The 14,340-nt window shown below is 39.3% G+C and carries 19 protein-coding genes; 18 read left to right on the forward strand and 1 reads right to left on the reverse strand.

What is annotated here, in order from left to right; translation table 11 throughout:
- Positions 1-2: 2 nt before the first annotated feature.
- The 4 genes from UYC_RS0100380 (at position 3) to UYC_RS0100395 (ending at position 2,309) form a co-directional block, all read left to right on the forward strand.
- Positions 3-599 carry a DUF6884 domain-containing protein gene (locus UYC_RS0100380; RefSeq protein WP_235083062.1) on the forward strand — a complete coding sequence of 199 codons (597 nt, stop codon included), beginning with the start codon at positions 3-5 and terminating at the stop codon, positions 597-599.
- A gap of 91 nt (positions 600-690) precedes the next feature.
- A complete protein-coding gene (locus UYC_RS0100385) occupies positions 691-1,512 on the forward strand; it encodes a hypothetical protein (RefSeq protein ID WP_016877665.1) in 822 nt (273 codons plus the stop codon).
- Between the two features lie 57 nt (positions 1,513-1,569).
- Entirely contained in the window at positions 1,570-1,986 is a 417-nt protein-coding gene (locus tag UYC_RS0100390; protein ID WP_016877666.1) for a XisH family protein, read from the forward strand.
- Positions 1,974-2,309, forward strand: coding sequence for a XisI protein (locus UYC_RS0100395; protein WP_016877667.1), 336 nt, complete (start codon positions 1,974-1,976; stop codon positions 2,307-2,309). Before UYC_RS0100390 ends, UYC_RS0100395 begins: the two co-directional genes overlap by 13 nt.
- Before the next feature lie 57 nt (positions 2,310-2,366).
- On the opposite strand, the gene UYC_RS0100400 is transcribed toward UYC_RS0100395, so the two are convergent.
- Positions 2,367-2,561, reverse strand: coding sequence for a hypothetical protein (locus UYC_RS0100400; RefSeq protein ID WP_016877668.1), 195 nt, complete (start codon positions 2,559-2,561; stop codon positions 2,367-2,369).
- A gap of 163 nt (positions 2,562-2,724) precedes the next feature.
- Here UYC_RS0100400 and UYC_RS0100405 point away from each other — a divergent pair, with 163 nt between their 5' ends.
- The 14 genes from UYC_RS0100405 (at position 2,725) to UYC_RS0100470 (ending at position 14,286) form a co-directional block, all read left to right on the forward strand.
- Positions 2,725-3,780: a DEAD/DEAH box helicase gene (locus UYC_RS0100405; protein ID WP_026087667.1), complete on the forward strand. Its 1,056-nt coding sequence runs from the start codon at positions 2,725-2,727 to the stop codon at positions 3,778-3,780.
- A 62-nt stretch (positions 3,781-3,842) separates the two neighbouring features.
- Positions 3,843-5,417, forward strand: coding sequence for a helicase-related protein (locus UYC_RS0100410; RefSeq protein ID WP_235083064.1), 1,575 nt, complete (start codon positions 3,843-3,845; stop codon positions 5,415-5,417).
- A gap of 160 nt (positions 5,418-5,577) precedes the next feature.
- Positions 5,578-6,309 (forward strand): hypothetical protein, encoded by a 732-nt coding sequence (locus UYC_RS0100415; RefSeq protein WP_016877670.1) that lies wholly within the window; start codon positions 5,578-5,580, stop codon positions 6,307-6,309.
- Positions 6,310-6,432: 123 nt separating this feature from the next.
- Positions 6,433-7,380 carry a bifunctional DNA primase/polymerase gene (locus tag UYC_RS0100420; protein WP_016877671.1) on the forward strand — a complete coding sequence of 316 codons (948 nt, stop codon included), beginning with the start codon at positions 6,433-6,435 and terminating at the stop codon, positions 7,378-7,380.
- Positions 7,377-7,817 (forward strand): hypothetical protein, encoded by a 441-nt coding sequence (locus tag UYC_RS0100425; protein ID WP_016877672.1) that lies wholly within the window; start codon positions 7,377-7,379, stop codon positions 7,815-7,817. Before UYC_RS0100420 ends, UYC_RS0100425 begins: the two co-directional genes overlap by 4 nt.
- A gap of 5 nt (positions 7,818-7,822) precedes the next feature.
- A complete protein-coding gene (locus tag UYC_RS0100430; RefSeq protein ID WP_016877673.1) occupies positions 7,823-8,245 on the forward strand; it encodes a hypothetical protein in 423 nt (140 codons plus the stop codon).
- A gap of 44 nt (positions 8,246-8,289) precedes the next feature.
- The gene (locus tag UYC_RS0100435; protein WP_016877674.1) at positions 8,290-9,012 is read left to right on the forward strand and encodes a hypothetical protein; all 723 of its coding nucleotides are present in this window, start codon (positions 8,290-8,292) and stop codon (positions 9,010-9,012) included.
- Positions 9,009-9,707 (forward strand): hypothetical protein, encoded by a 699-nt coding sequence (locus UYC_RS0100440; RefSeq protein WP_016877675.1) that lies wholly within the window; start codon positions 9,009-9,011, stop codon positions 9,705-9,707. Before UYC_RS0100435 ends, UYC_RS0100440 begins: the two co-directional genes overlap by 4 nt.
- Positions 9,700-10,272 carry a Mov34/MPN/PAD-1 family protein gene (locus UYC_RS0100445; protein ID WP_016877676.1) on the forward strand — a complete coding sequence of 191 codons (573 nt, stop codon included), beginning with the start codon at positions 9,700-9,702 and terminating at the stop codon, positions 10,270-10,272. The genes UYC_RS0100440 and UYC_RS0100445 overlap by 8 nt, the downstream gene beginning before the upstream one ends.
- Positions 10,269-11,102 carry a PRTRC system ThiF family protein gene (locus UYC_RS0100450; protein ID WP_016877677.1) on the forward strand — a complete coding sequence of 278 codons (834 nt, stop codon included), beginning with the start codon at positions 10,269-10,271 and terminating at the stop codon, positions 11,100-11,102. Before UYC_RS0100445 ends, UYC_RS0100450 begins: the two co-directional genes overlap by 4 nt.
- A 63-nt stretch (positions 11,103-11,165) precedes the next feature.
- Entirely contained in the window at positions 11,166-11,840 is a 675-nt protein-coding gene (locus UYC_RS0100455) for a hypothetical protein (RefSeq protein WP_235083063.1), read from the forward strand.
- Positions 11,837-12,163 (forward strand): hypothetical protein, encoded by a 327-nt coding sequence (locus UYC_RS0100460; RefSeq protein WP_016877679.1) that lies wholly within the window; start codon positions 11,837-11,839, stop codon positions 12,161-12,163. The genes UYC_RS0100455 and UYC_RS0100460 overlap by 4 nt, the downstream gene beginning before the upstream one ends.
- Positions 12,138-13,202 (forward strand): DNA methyltransferase family protein, encoded by a 1,065-nt coding sequence (locus UYC_RS0100465; RefSeq protein WP_016877680.1) that lies wholly within the window; start codon positions 12,138-12,140, stop codon positions 13,200-13,202. The genes UYC_RS0100460 and UYC_RS0100465 overlap by 26 nt, the downstream gene beginning before the upstream one ends.
- Positions 13,203-13,338: 136 nt before the next feature.
- A complete protein-coding gene (locus tag UYC_RS0100470; RefSeq protein ID WP_026087668.1) occupies positions 13,339-14,286 on the forward strand; it encodes a DUF5895 domain-containing protein in 948 nt (315 codons plus the stop codon).
- Positions 14,287-14,340: the final 54 nt, after the last annotated feature.

A 14,340-nucleotide genomic window follows, 5' to 3' on the forward strand; every position in this document is an offset into this window, starting at 1 on the left:
CAATGCATCAAGCAGCCAGGTGCAACTGTCGGACTTGTGCGATCGCACGGAGTCATCGCATAAACCCTCAGCAGATAAACAACCGCCCAGCAAGCATTATGCGGTTGGCACACAACCTTAACTCGCTACTGGCAACTTATCACTATCTCAGTAAACCAAAAACTCTTTACCTTGTCGCCGGATGCGGGAAACAAACCAATCAAAAAGCAGCGGCGAAGGAAGTTTATTGCTCCCAGCACTTCCAGGCTTGTCGCAAGTATGCCCAAACCCAAGGGGGATGGAAAATCCTTTCTCCCTTACACAAAGTTCTGGAACCAGAAGAAATAATCTCGCCCTACGATTTATCCCCCCGTTCCCTATCCCCAAATGAACGCCAGCAGTGGGCGCAGGAAGTGGCCCGCAGAATCATGCAGAAAACCAACCCAGATACAGAAATAGTCTTCCTTACTGTTAAGCTGTATCGAAAGCAAGTAATTCCTATATTAAAGGCGCACAAATACGTTATTAGGACACCAATGGAAGGTTTGGGTATTGGACAGCAAATTAGGTGGTTAACAGACAAATTATCTGCATCCAAACAACTCGAACTCAAGATATAAAATGATAGTTAACTGGCTCTTGTATTAATCAAAAATCAGCTAATTCATCATATTTTTATAAAAATAAATATATTAATAAGTATTAGTAAATATGCATAGTCGAACTATTGACATAGGAGAGAAATTTGGTTATTGGCAAGTACTTAAAAACCAAGGGACAGAAATACTATGTCAGTGTACAGCTTGCGGTACGGAAAGAGGAGTATTCAAGTACAATCTTCTTAATGGTAAAACAAAAAGCTGCGGCTGTATTAAGAAAGGAAATCTTATAGAAGTAGGAACAACCTTCGGCGAACTAACAGTAATTGACAACACAGAAATACAACAACCAGGTAGATTTGTCAAAGTTTTAGTACGCTGTAGCTGTGGAACAGAGAAATATGTCTACAAACACAGTCTAATTGCTGGTAATACTAATAGCTGCGGATGTAGAAGAAAAAAAGCAATCAAAATCACATCAGAAAATTCAAGAGAATACCACTCATGGAATTATATAAAACAGGTTTGTTATAACAAAAACCACCCCTTTTATAAAAAACATGGTGGTTGTGGAATAGAGGTACATCCAGATTGGAAAGATGATTTTAACCAGTTCTTAGTAGATATGGGAACTGCTCCCAAAAATACAATCATCGCCCGTATAGATGCTACCGGAAATTATGCACCTGGGAATTGTTTTTGGAGCAACCGTAAAAAATGTTGGCAAGAACTTGAACGAGCAGAAATAAACGAGTTTATTAAAAGCTATTATACTAGCATCGGTCAGGGTAAAAAAGCAAAGATATCTGAATCAACGATTCAGCTAATACTACAAGAACACATGAACGGAGAAGCTAATATAAATAGTATTGCTCGCAAATTTCAAATCTCTCCAGATGATGTAATAAATATCATCTTTGGCTTTGGTATGTAGCAAATATAACTTCTGTTTACATACAATAAGATAAAGTTAAAAGCACACTGAGGAGAGATGTCAGCAAAAGACCTATTTCATGCTGCTGTCAAACAAGCACTACTGAAGGAAGAGTGGATAATTACAGCCGATCCGCTCATAATAAAAATTGAAGGTGTGAAGTTCGAGATTGATTTAGCAGCAGAAAAGATATTAGGAGCTGAGAAAGCAGGGCGAAAAATAGCAGTTGAAATAAAAAGTTTTCTAAATAGTTCGGCGATTACTGACTTTCACGTAGCTTTGGGACAATTTCTCAACTATCAGCTTGCCCTACAAATGAAAGAACCAGACCGGACGCTTTATCTGGCAGTACCTTTTGATACTTTTCAAACGTTCTTCCAAGAACTGTTTGTTCAAGAAGCGGTCAAGTTTTATCAACTAAAGCTCGTGGTCTACGACCCAATTAAAGAGGAGGTTATCGAATGGAGAGAATAGAATACTACCGCCAATGCATCCGTAAGTTACTAACTGAACAGGCATCTGCGGAAAATAGTAACCCAGATGTTGAGTGTCAGCTGGTTTTTGATACAGAACATGACCATTATCAATTGCTGGATGTTGGTTGGGAAGGACTCAAGCGAGTATATAACTGTTTTATCCATTTGGATATTAAAGATGGCAAGATTTGGATTCAGCGCAATACGACTGAGTTAGATATTGCTCAAGCATTAGTAGAGATGGGGGTATCAAAGGAAGAAATTGTCTTGGGACTGCATCCGCCCTACAAGCGTCCATATACAGGGTATGGTGTGGCATAGGGGAGAATATCGCTGTTTATAAGTAACAATAATTGCTAGAAAAAAACTGTATAAAACTTAAAGCTCAAAATCAGAATCCCTGGATGGAAATGCTTGATATTGCTGTTGACACGCAGCAGCTATTTGGGCTGACATATTATATTCAGTAGCCTTAGTCCCAAGTTTTAGCTCTTGAGCTAAAGTTAAACCATCTCCATCTACATCACTTTCTAGTATTTGCGACACTACACTCGCTGGAGCAACCTGTGCCAATCGCTTTAGTCATATAATTAGTGATGTTGTCTACTGCGACGTAGGCAGTCCCATTAAAATCGTCTGAGTATATCCAGGCGATTAAAATAATACAGTCAAATCTGCATAAAACCACTACAACCACTGACGCTTACTTGTTAAAAACAACAAGTAGGTAGTTTTTATGAGCAACCGACCAGAGTGGTTACAACCAAGTCGTAGTATCTACTCCAAGCAGCATGGAATAATTCAAGTTAGTGCAATTATCGGCGATAACCTTTATTTCCGAAAAGGCATAATTAGCCAAACTATCTTCAATTGGGAGGAAGAAATAAAGAAAGGAAATCTTTCCCAAATTCAGCATACACCAACCTCAAAAAGTCTAATATATCAAGAAACAGCTACTGAAATAGAAGGTAGAAATAAACTTGCCTACTGTGATGTAATACCTGAACAAGCAGCTAACCTGGAACAAATTCCAGATAGCATGCATTCAGCAGTAAATAATGTGCTTAAGCAATTAGGAATAAATCAATTATACTCTCACCAAATTGAAGCGTGGGAAGCGTACAATCAAGGAAATCATATTATTCTTGAAACACCAACTTCTAGTGGCAAGAGCATATCCTTCCTACTTCCAGTCATTCACGAATGTTTCAAAGGGAACTCCTGTATCATTTTCTTCAACCTCAAAGCCCTAGCATTTGACCAAGAAGAAAAAATCAGGGAATTTGTAAACCTTTTACCAGAGTCAATTCGCCCTGTTATTCTCAATATTAATGGCGATACTTCATCCCAAGAACGCAAAAAACTTTATACACACAAACCCTCTATTATTTGTGTTACCCCCGATGTATGGCATCATGAGCTTAATAACTACCAATTTGATAACTACAATTTCGTTGAAACCTTACGCAAAATATCCATTATAGTAGTGGACGAACTTCACTTCTATTGTGGAATTTTTGGGGCTAATTTTGCTTTACTTAATCGTCGCACCCAACTAATAATAGAACAAGCAGGAGGCAATTTATCACAACTAAAATACATTTATGCCTCAGCTACTATAAACAATAGTCAAGAGATAGCCCAAAAATTTCCAATCGGAGGGAAAATCTTACGGTTATTAGTCAAAGTGGGGCAAGAAAAGCTCAAACCACTTTTATCAGTCTCAAGCCCCAAAATAGTGTTCTGTACACAACCGCTCAAATTGCAGCTTTACTTGTTAGTAAAGATGTAATTGGGATATGCTTTTGCGATAGTCGCGAAACGGTCAAAAGCCTAACCCAAACAATCCGCAAAATATTAGTTGAAAATGGACTACCCCACCTCAAAAATACTATCTCTGCATTCTATGCCAATTTGAAAAACAATCAAAGGAGAAAAATCATTGCAGATATAAAATCTGGAGATGTTAAATTTATAGTCTCAACGTCTGCACTTGAGGCGGGTCTTGACCTGGGATGCATTGATGCCGTACTCGTTTGTAAGTATCCTGGTAGTATCCTCTCCTTCCGCCAAAGGGCTGGCCGTGCTGGTAGGAAGGAAGAAGGCTTGATAGTATTTATCCCTTCCAGGCAATCAATCCTAGACTCATACTATTCAAACCACCCCGAACGGTTATTGACCGATCCACCGGAGGTAATCAACTTCAATCCCAATTTTGAAAACCTACTACAAGCACATATCTTAGCCTGCTGCAAAGAATCACGCCCGACAATCAACCAAATTGCCAAGCATTTCGGACAAGGGGGAGTTGCGATCGCAAACCAACTACTTGAAGACAAAAAGCTCGTGTACAGCTTTAATAACAAGCTGGCGTGCGCTCGCCATTTGGGTTATATACACGGTGATATCAAAATTAGGGGAAGCAGAAGCAACAACATCGACTACATCAACACCTCGACTGGCGAAGAATTTGAACAAAGTGCTGTAAATTCTGCGTTGAGGGAGGTATACCCTGATGCTATTTACATAGCACAAGATTTTGATGGCAACCCCGTTTGGTATCGGTCATTAGAACTCAAAATCAAGGAGGGACAAGCCTTTCTCAAACCAACATCTCAAACAAACCTATTTACACGCCCTCAAGGAGCAATTAGATTTGAAGAAGTCAAAACTACAGGCGAAGAAAAGTTAATTCAATTACCAAGGGGAGTGATAAAACTTACTCCTAAAATATGTAACATCTCGGAGTCAATATTCGGATACAAGTTATACAACCGGGAGTCGAGATGGACTTGTCCGAATCGAGATTGTAGAAATCACAATCAATCCCTAGCAAGCAAATTAGAAAACTGTTCCATATGCAACAGTCAACTAACAGAAAGAGACATCATACAGCTAGTAGAAGAAGTACCGTACAAGGAAGCTTTAACTACTAGCTATTCTACAAGTTGTCTGGAAGTTGAAATAGACCTACAAGCAACAAATTTATTCAAGTCAAAGGTAGAGCAAATTAGGTCAATAATCAAGAACCAGAAATACATTTCCAGGGAGGAAAGAGAGTTATTTGAATACAAGGAAACCGATATTTGCATCCACAGTTTAGCGCATCAGCTGATGCTAGCCCTTCCGCTAGTTGAACATGGAGCCAGTAGTAAGGATGTCGATTTCATACTACATGAGGAACCAAGGCAACCTAATTTAGTCGGCTACTTCTTCGACACGGTTGAAGGGGGAACTGGAATGTGCGATACGCTATTTCAATACCTAGAAAAAGCTATATCTAAGGCAAGATTTTTAGTAGAAAATTGCCCATGTAAGCACGGTTGTTCAAACTGTACTGTTATCTATAGGTGTCCTGATGATAACACGGCAATCTCCAAACAAGTTGGATTATCTATACTTCAAGATTTAATCCAGCAACAGGTGTAAACTCTCTAAGAAAATAGTTTTACTCTCTATTTCATATAGAGAGTAGAATTTTTCATGAAATAGTTATATAACAGCTTATAAAAACTAATATGCGATACTGCATTAGTAAAACTACGACATAAACTAACGCTAGCTAAAGCAAAGTCTTTTTGTTAGTGTTATGTACATAGAGTTAGTTCCTGACTGCGAAAAATCACCCCAAAAATTCCAAATTATTCATGCACCGACATATCTATTAACAGATACAAACTATCAGTTGGGCGATTTCATTCCTGCATCAGATATTCACCTAATAATTAATCAATCAGTAAAATTGGGATATCAAGTTAAAATTTGCCCTCTAATTAAATATCCCCTACCAGCAATTAGTGATGAACTTGCGGATTTAATGACATATTATCCATCTGATTTAAAAATGCGACTTAACGGCATGGTTTTTGAGCAACGGGCATATGTAATGGCAAAAAGCCATGACGAAGTATGCCTAAACAGAGAATCAAAAGCCATTCTCCAAGAAGCAGAGTACTGGCTAATTAATTATGCCCGTGAAGTTATCGCCAAAAAAGAATATTGCATATTGAATATACTTGCTCATATCGATAAAGCAGATTTTAGACAAAAGGCGATAGATACTCTAATGTGCTGGCAACCCGATTGGAAAAAGGCTATCTACCAATTTGCAGGAAAGAGATTTGAAGCAGGCAATAACGAATTTAAAATAATCAGTTATTACTACAATCAAGAAAAAAAGGGGAGAGAAGGAGTAATGGTGCTGTGCACGGTAACAAAAACCATGAATAACTTCCCCGAATTTCCCATATTCCCACTCGATTCTAACTGCACCCTTGGGACTTATCAAGTTGAGAATGCCCTCAACCAACGATTAGCTTAAACTATAGGATTTCGTAGTTCGTAATCACTACTTTCTAATTAAAAATTACGAATTATGTTAACTACTCCTAAAAACTCATGCACACAACTACCGACAGTAAAGAAGTGAAAATCATGTGAAACGATGCACCCCCAGGCGCGTAAAATCATCTCGTCTCTGGAACAATTACCATCAAATTGGCGAATTGTACCTACCTTCGGCAAACGCCCTCTGGGAGGAAAACAATGGCAGCATAAAACTTATTCTCCCAAACAGCTACAAACCGAACTCATTCGTACTAAATGCAAGATTTGGTCAGGGAAAAGGTATACGCGCGTTACTGGGGTTGCTATTGTCTGTGGCGATAACCAACCGCAAGGACATATCGTCGCCATCGACTGCGACGGGCTACACGCCTGGGGTCAAATACTCATCCTTACAGAAAAGCTAGAAGAGGAGGAAATAAAAGAGATTGCACCCCAAAAATTATGCGATCGCGCACTTGCATACTTACCACCAACAGTCGCCTTTACCTCTGGAGGCAAGTACAAATGCCAGTTTCTATACCTAATACCCCAACATAAGTCAATTACTTCTAGCAAAATATCAAATCTGGAGTTTAGGGGTAAAAATCACGTCTCAGTCCTTCCTCCTTCCTATCACCCAGAAGGGAGGTATTACCAGTGGGTTCCCGGTTGCAGTCCCCAAGAAAAACAAGTTGCGATCGCACCCCAATGGGTAATAACCCAAATGTCAAAGCAGAAGGAAAAGGCAACTTGCCTACCACAAGAAAAATATAACCGCAGATATGGGGTAAACAGATACCAATTATACCCAGATATCGAAACTAACATTCAGGCTGCACTCACATTTGTGGAAGTCATTCACCCCCGGTTCGCAGATGACTACATCACTTGGATACAGGTAGGAATGGCGCTTAAATCAGTCAGTCCCACTCTACTAGAAGCATGGGACACCTGGAGTCAACTATCGCCCAAATATAAACCAGGAGAATGTGCTTACAAATGGCAGTCGTTTAGGCGAACTGGGATTACCATCCGTACCCTCTCAAAATTTGCCAATCTTTCATGAACAATCAAGACCAAAACCAGGAAAGTATAACTAACCCCAAAGTTAGTTACGGTAGTGATTTAAATTCTAGTAACAATAATAACGCAGAAGATGATGAAATTGATGAGCAAGTTGATAGTAACAGCACTCTAAATTCCAAAACATATTTAATAACCATACTCATTCATCCAGATGAGCAACAAGCCATCCTATCAATTGGTATCAGAAACGCACCACCCATCATTGAAACTATCAACTATCAGGAAATAACTTCACAACCAATTCTCAGAGACTACATTCACCAGTTAGAAGAAGCACTACCCAAAATCATTGAAGCTGCTGAAAAAACAAAAGTCACTACCAAAAGTTCTAACCAAAAGAAACAAATACAAAAGCGAGAGTTACCAGCCAATTCTCAAGAAGTCGAATCTAACAAAAAACAACTTTCACTGTTCTAATCATCATGAATTATATCGCTATCATCGAAGGTCAACAAGTCCCTATCCCAGAAGAAACAGCAAGCAACGATGAGAAAATCAGACTTGCTATCAGCACATATTTCCCAGAATATGCTAATGCCGAAATCACTCGGACAACTACAGGAGATACAACCGAAATCAGGCTAGTTAAACGCGCTGGAACTAAGGGTAATTGTATCACCGAACTCAAATTAGCACCAGAACAAATTAACCCAGCGTTTGAATTAGCTTGGAAGTTAAAACTTTTAGAAATTAAAAATCAACTACCTCTAGAACTTTTGATTAGTATCCAAGCAGAAATAATCCACACAATCAAAGTAGGAGAAAGCTGGGAGATATATACAGAAAAAGTTTCTAATTTTCTCAAACAACAACCATCTATTCCCAGCATTTACCCAGTACTGTAGTCAAACAATGCCGCTATCTGCGCGTAGCGGCAGTCATCATAATTATGATATCACTAGAACTATTCAAAATACCCATTATCTGCAAAGAAACAATCATCTATCTGGAAAATCTCTCTCAAAAAGCAAACTTACTCAGCTTATACCAAAAATTATTTCCAGAACAGTGGAATGAGTCAATAACTCCTCTCGATAGAAAAGCACATCCTGATTGCATTTATTCAGATAGAGAAATTGAATTTATTCAGCTAGTAGATTCAAACCTATTCCCTGTTGAATTTGTTGATGAAATAGAAGCTTGTGACAAGTATGAATATATTCCCATAGTCCCACAAATAATCGAATGGTGGGAGAATGACTTTGAAGATCTAGAAACAAGCGAAAAGTTCTTACTGTCGGTTATGGGAAATGGGTATCAGCTTGAATATTGGGAAGAGAAGTTTGGATTTGAGCCTGAGTATATAGCAAGAGTAGAGGATATAGATTTTCAAAAGCTTGTGAAAATCTGTAATAAGTTTAAATCACCCCTTCAATATTTAGCAACTAGCCTTAGCATTCTGGACTACTCGACAGGCAACATCTGGTTAGATACAACTTATGAAACTGGAGATTGGTGGGATTGGACTGAAGAAAATATAGTCTTTCTAGCTCAAAAATGGCAAGAAGCTACTATCATGTTAGACCAATTTCAAGAGTTATCCGACTGGATAAAAACATCAGTAGCTAATCGAAATAAAATCATCAGAATCTGGAATAAAGCTGCCAAATGAATGTAGAATTAAACGGCCAAACTATCCTTGCAAATATTCCACAACAAGAAGTACTAGGACATTTAATCATACTTAAAGGTCAATTTGTTTTAGTAGAGAAAGAAGAGAATAAAACTAGCCATAAGTTTATATCACCTGAAGCTGTAGAAAAAGCATTTACAGCTAAAACCGTTAGTTCTGGATGGTTATCTCCCAATACTTTATGGTGGGGGAAAACACCAAACGGAGAAGGTATTATTCAATTTTACCCGCCTCAAAAATACTCAATCACAATACAACTTTTAGAAGGGAATAAAACCATAACTGTTCCCATGCCAGGATTTATATTTGCTGGAAATTATAGCAGCTACTATCTATGGGTAATTAAGGGAAAAATCTTTAAGCAGGATTGTCAGTTATACAAAGCGCCTTTACCAAATATTTGGAATGACTCGAATAGAATTTGCTTTGGTAAAAATATTCCACCTACTTGCAATCCCGACTCAATAAATAAAGCTTGGCAATTGTTCTGGAACAGCCCTTTTAACCAGGATTTAAGTCAGAACAAGTGTAGATCGCATCCTCACAATGTTTGCAACCTACTAATCAGTTTGCAGGGTGCAAAATCCTTCCCAGTCAAAGAATTAGTAAGTTGCAGCTACCAAAGAATTAAAAACCCTAACGACATACCCAAGTATCTATTTGAACATGAGTAATCCCTTCATCAGTCACTACTACACATTCGATCCCAACCTTCCCCCATACAGTCAAAAACTTCAGGAATATTGGGTTGCAGCTAATGGAGTCTTTTTGCGATCGCACCGCCCGGAACTAGAAATTTGCCTGCCAATCGCCCGTACTAAGATACCAGGGTTAGCAGAAATACAACCTTATCTCAAGTTAAATGTACCGAGAGTGCCAGCAAGTATGATTGCAGACATCGTTAATACTGCAAGGGTTAATCCCCATCAGGAAATACTTTTCTACCTGGGAGTTGAGAATAATCGCTGGTGGTTGCACACTCCGATGCAGGAAGCATCATCGACTCACGTGCGATCGCTACAACAAGACAACCCTAAATATAGGCAAGCACTGGTTGAAGTACATTCACATGGCTGCATGAAGGCAATTCCTAGTAGCCAAGACAACCAAGAGGAAGCAGGGAAATTTCGCGTATTTGCAATAGTCGGGACAGTTAATACAACTCCCACAATATACAGCAGGCTAGGGATATATAACCACTTTTTTGAAATTGCTCCCAATTTTATATTTGAACCATGATCCAATTCGACTGCGAAAAAGCTTACCCCGTTGTTCCCCATCCCCACCAGAAAGTAGACTTTATCTTGATAGGCGCTGGCGGTACTGGAGGATATCTTGCTGAAGAAGTGTGTCGCCTCATGCTGCAACTAAACCGAGTAGGCAAGGAAGCCAGCCTCACCATCATCGACGGAGATACAGTCGAACCTAAAAATATCGCCCGCCAAAACTACCAACCATCTGAGGTGGGTTTGCCTAAAGCTAGGTGTCTTGCTACCAGGTGTAGCGCCAAGTACGGGTTAGAGGTAAAGGCGATTTTGGATTGGTTTTCACCCAACTATATGAACAAATACAGGTGGAACAGCCTGACAGTTATTATAGGCTGTGTGGATAATGCCGCCGCCAGGGCGCAAATTCACTCGTGCTTGGAATATAATAGCTTCCGCGAACATGCCTCTATATTCTGGCTAGACTGCGGCAATAGTTCACACTCCGGACAAATTCTATTGGGAACCCACCAGGAGTTTTACATTATAAGTAGTTGCGACAATCCAAAAACTCCCTCATTCTGGAAACAGCTACCCTCCCCGGCGCTGATACATCCCGAATTGCTACTTCCCAAACCAGAAGAACTCAACACCAACAATCTGTCGTGTGCGGAAATTCAAATACTTAATCACCAATCGTTGTTTGTTAACCGCATGACATCAGCGATCGCATCTCAATACCTCTTAGAGTTAACCCTAACAGGAAAAATCACAAAGTTCGCCAGTTATTTCGATCTAAATACCATGTCCTGTCGCAGCATCCAAACCACAATTACCAACCTTGAAAAATACCAGCAAGTTTAAATAATAATCACCACAAATAGTTAACACATATCTGTCTTGAAAAATCAATCAGGACAGATATTTATGATGAACAGATTCAATCCAATTCAATTAGAAAATATTGAACAGGAAAGCAAAAAATCAGAAGTAAATACAAGGATAATCCCAATTAGCCCAGGTGAAAAACTTGGTGGTGAGTTTCACCTAATTATGCAACAAATTGGGTTAGGGTTACCAGTAGAGCCTCTATTAGAAGCATATCCTCAAATAGACAAGTGGGTAAAAGCGGTCAAACCATTTCTAGAAATTCCTGGTAGCAAAGAATGGAACGCCGAAGTGCAATATCTTTACAAGTCGCAGTTATTACACGCTAATTACGACTTAATCATCTATCAAGATAAACAAGCGATTGGAATAGATTGGACTATTCAAAAACTATCCAATTTCCAAGAACTAGAAAATTCATTTAATACACAACTCAGATTATTCCTATTACACGAAAAAACTCAATTACCACTCGAACATATTAATTTAGTCTACCTGTTTGTGAATGCAGATAATATCTATCAGTTTACCTATTCACAAGTAAAACATCAAGTCTTCAAAGAAAGGCTTTTGTCGATTTTAGAACAGTTTGTTGTGGAAGATGTTGCAGAAGAAACTCAACAGGAAGGTTTGGAGATAATCCATCAAAGGTGGATAAATAAAGAAATTTCAACTCAAGAATATCTAGACGCTATCCCAGAAGTCGAACTATGAACTCTTCGGAAATTAAAGTCAAAAAAATCGAACTTACATCCAATGGGTGGACTTTCAATAGCCTATCACCAAGAGTCGGAACTATAACAAATCCCAAAGGCAGAAGAATCACTTCTTATTTTGGGTTTGACTTCAAAGAAAAAGCAGACAAATTCCTTAAATGGATTACCTGCAAAGAAAAATGCTCGAAAGCGATTGTTCGCCCAAGCGAACGCCTAACTACTCCTTGGGAAGTCAAAGCCTGGGATGTAGAAGAATCCCTCATAGTCGAATGCGCGCTCAAGGATTTGAAGGAAAATGCAGCTATCACTATCGCTGTTTAAAGCTGGAACGCAAGCAGACACCGCCGACACCCTTAGTTTCAATTTCAATATACCTAACCCCACAAAAGCTGCAAAGCTGCGAGAACTAGCTGCATCAATGCAGAAAACTATTGATGCAAAGCTCAACCCTGCGATTGGGAACCAAAGAGCAACTAAACGCCGCAAGCGCATCGCCCAAGGGATTATCGCTGAAGGGATGGAATTACAAACAATCCAGTCTTGGTTGCTTGCGATCGCACAAATGTGGGAAATGGGAAATATCCCCGAAGTACTGCGCGGTATCTCTCAAAAGTCACAGGTTGAGACACTGTTTAGGATTTCTCAACAGGGAAAAACTCCCCAGGAACTGCAAGAAACCCTTAACGTCGAATATAACCAAGATTGGGTAAACTCTCTCAACCATGCAAGTATTTACAATGCAGGCGAAATCGTATCTGCTATTAGGGAAATTCAACTATACGTTAAACCCCAAGAGATAAGTACAACTCAACAGGAGTTAAACAAGTTAGAATTGGAAATTATCGGGATGACATGGAAAGATTTCTTCCCCACACCGCCTGATGTTTGTAAACGCCTCATTCAATTAGCAGAAATTAACGAAAACTCTCGCATACTTGAACCAAGTGCTGGCTCTGGCTGTATCACAAAAGCGATTGTCGAAAAATACCCTCAAGTGGATTTAGAAGTAGTAGAAATTAACCCAACTCTACGCAGAATACTCGAACTCAAAGGGTTCAATTTAGTTGGTAGAGATTTTCCAAGTTATACCACAGATAATCTCTACTCGCATGTCATCATGAATCCTCCATTCTCTCAACTATTAGAACATATTTATCATGCATGGAAGCTAATTAAATCAGGAGGAATACTAATAACAATTGTTCCAGAATCAGTATTCTTCAACCGCAAATATCAAGATTTTAAAGAATGGTTGGAAAGTTGGAATGCATACGATGAATCTTTACCCAAAAATGCCTTTATTAAATCAAATAACCCCACAGGTGTAACCACCCGAATCATCAAAATGCACAAGCCATAATGTACTGCAACCTTATGGCATATTGTTAAATCGATTAAATCTACTAAAGTCGTCTTTTACATCCAGGCGGCTTTATTTTTTTACCACGACATATGCAAATGCACACCTTATTTGAACTAGTTCAACAACAATAATTATGCCTAGAACTCCAACCAAATCTGGTACAACTTCATCTGAACAAAAAGAACAACCTCCTTCCCCTACAACTCCAGATAATCTCCAACAGAGAAAGTCTGCAATATCAAAATTTGCTAACCCAGAATATAACGCTCCCATGAGCAATGTCTGCATATGCCAAATGATAAACCACATGGAGCCGAAGAAAGTAGGCTTATTCATTAAGGATAAATACTTAGGAGGTATTGATTGGCAAGGAGGCGAACCTATCCACAAACATACCTTCTCCAATGGTACGCCAGAGATGGGAGTATTGCTGCAATCTCCCAGAATGCACATTCTTGATATCTCTCCCAGGTACATCGAACAACGGGATGATGGTGCAATTATCGGTATCTACGAATACGGTGACGGATATGATATGTACCAAACTCTAGGAAAAGATAAAGTCGTACTGCGGCGGTTCTACTTAATCAACCTAGTGGATGAGAACAACAAAAACCTCCACAGCAAACCAATCGTTCTCTCAATTAAGGGAGTAGCTTCTTCTAGATTTGGCGAAGCTTATAAACAATTCCAACGGGAACTAGAAGTAGCGTTCGCCAGGTTTGCAGATGTACCTGTTGCTGAAAAATCCCAAGAATTTCATCGGCTTGGTATATTCCAACCCACCTTCGTACCATCACTCGAACCCAAGGAAGCAATTAACCAACGCGATAAATCCTGGGTAGCGGTAGTCGAATCCTACAAATCTCCCAACCCTGATGGTAGCAACTTCCTCGAATTCTTCTGTGAGGACAAAGAAGCAGAATTCCAAACATTGATGCAAGCTAACCCTGAGTTTAGCTATCGCATTGGTAAAACTTCTGCTGTTGTCGCCGAACACCACCGTTTAGTTGGTAAAGCCACAAACGAAGTAATGGCACTACCACCTTCAACTCCCGTTATTGAGGACTTACCGTACTGACTGTTTTAAAAACAAACATAGGTGCTAGTAACAACTAGCACTCGTGAATGAATA

This window comes from Chlorogloeopsis fritschii PCC 6912, assembly GCF_000317285.1.
GTDB lineage: Bacteria > Cyanobacteriota > Cyanobacteriia > Cyanobacteriales > Nostocaceae > Chlorogloeopsis > Chlorogloeopsis fritschii.

Excerpts from the sequence above, each read along its gene's own strand:
- UYC_RS0100380 (WP_235083062.1), top strand. The coding sequence starts at position 3 with ATGCATCAAGCAGCCAGGTGCAACTGTCGGACTTGTGCGATCGCACGG.
- UYC_RS0100385 (WP_016877665.1), top strand. The coding sequence starts at position 691 with ATGCATAGTCGAACTATTGACATAGGAGAGAAATTTGGTTATTGGCAA.
- UYC_RS0100390 (WP_016877666.1), top strand. The coding sequence starts at position 1,570 with ATGTCAGCAAAAGACCTATTTCATGCTGCTGTCAAACAAGCACTACTG.
- UYC_RS0100395 (WP_016877667.1), top strand. The coding sequence starts at position 1,974 with ATGGAGAGAATAGAATACTACCGCCAATGCATCCGTAAGTTACTAACT.
- UYC_RS0100405 (WP_026087667.1), top strand. The coding sequence starts at position 2,725 with ATGAGCAACCGACCAGAGTGGTTACAACCAAGTCGTAGTATCTACTCC.
- UYC_RS0100415 (WP_016877670.1), top strand. The coding sequence starts at position 5,578 with ATGTACATAGAGTTAGTTCCTGACTGCGAAAAATCACCCCAAAAATTC.
- UYC_RS0100420 (WP_016877671.1), top strand. The coding sequence starts at position 6,433 with ATGCACCCCCAGGCGCGTAAAATCATCTCGTCTCTGGAACAATTACCA.
- UYC_RS0100425 (WP_016877672.1), top strand. The coding sequence starts at position 7,377 with ATGAACAATCAAGACCAAAACCAGGAAAGTATAACTAACCCCAAAGTT.
- UYC_RS0100430 (WP_016877673.1), top strand. The coding sequence starts at position 7,823 with ATGAATTATATCGCTATCATCGAAGGTCAACAAGTCCCTATCCCAGAA.
- UYC_RS0100435 (WP_016877674.1), top strand. The coding sequence starts at position 8,290 with ATGATATCACTAGAACTATTCAAAATACCCATTATCTGCAAAGAAACA.
- UYC_RS0100440 (WP_016877675.1), top strand. The coding sequence starts at position 9,009 with ATGAATGTAGAATTAAACGGCCAAACTATCCTTGCAAATATTCCACAA.
- UYC_RS0100445 (WP_016877676.1), top strand. The coding sequence starts at position 9,700 with ATGAGTAATCCCTTCATCAGTCACTACTACACATTCGATCCCAACCTT.
- UYC_RS0100450 (WP_016877677.1), top strand. The coding sequence starts at position 10,269 with ATGATCCAATTCGACTGCGAAAAAGCTTACCCCGTTGTTCCCCATCCC.
- UYC_RS0100455 (WP_235083063.1), top strand. The coding sequence starts at position 11,166 with ATGATGAACAGATTCAATCCAATTCAATTAGAAAATATTGAACAGGAA.
- UYC_RS0100460 (WP_016877679.1), top strand. The coding sequence starts at position 11,837 with ATGAACTCTTCGGAAATTAAAGTCAAAAAAATCGAACTTACATCCAAT.
- UYC_RS0100465 (WP_016877680.1), top strand. The coding sequence starts at position 12,138 with ATGCAGCTATCACTATCGCTGTTTAAAGCTGGAACGCAAGCAGACACC.
- UYC_RS0100470 (WP_026087668.1), top strand. The coding sequence starts at position 13,339 with ATGCCTAGAACTCCAACCAAATCTGGTACAACTTCATCTGAACAAAAA.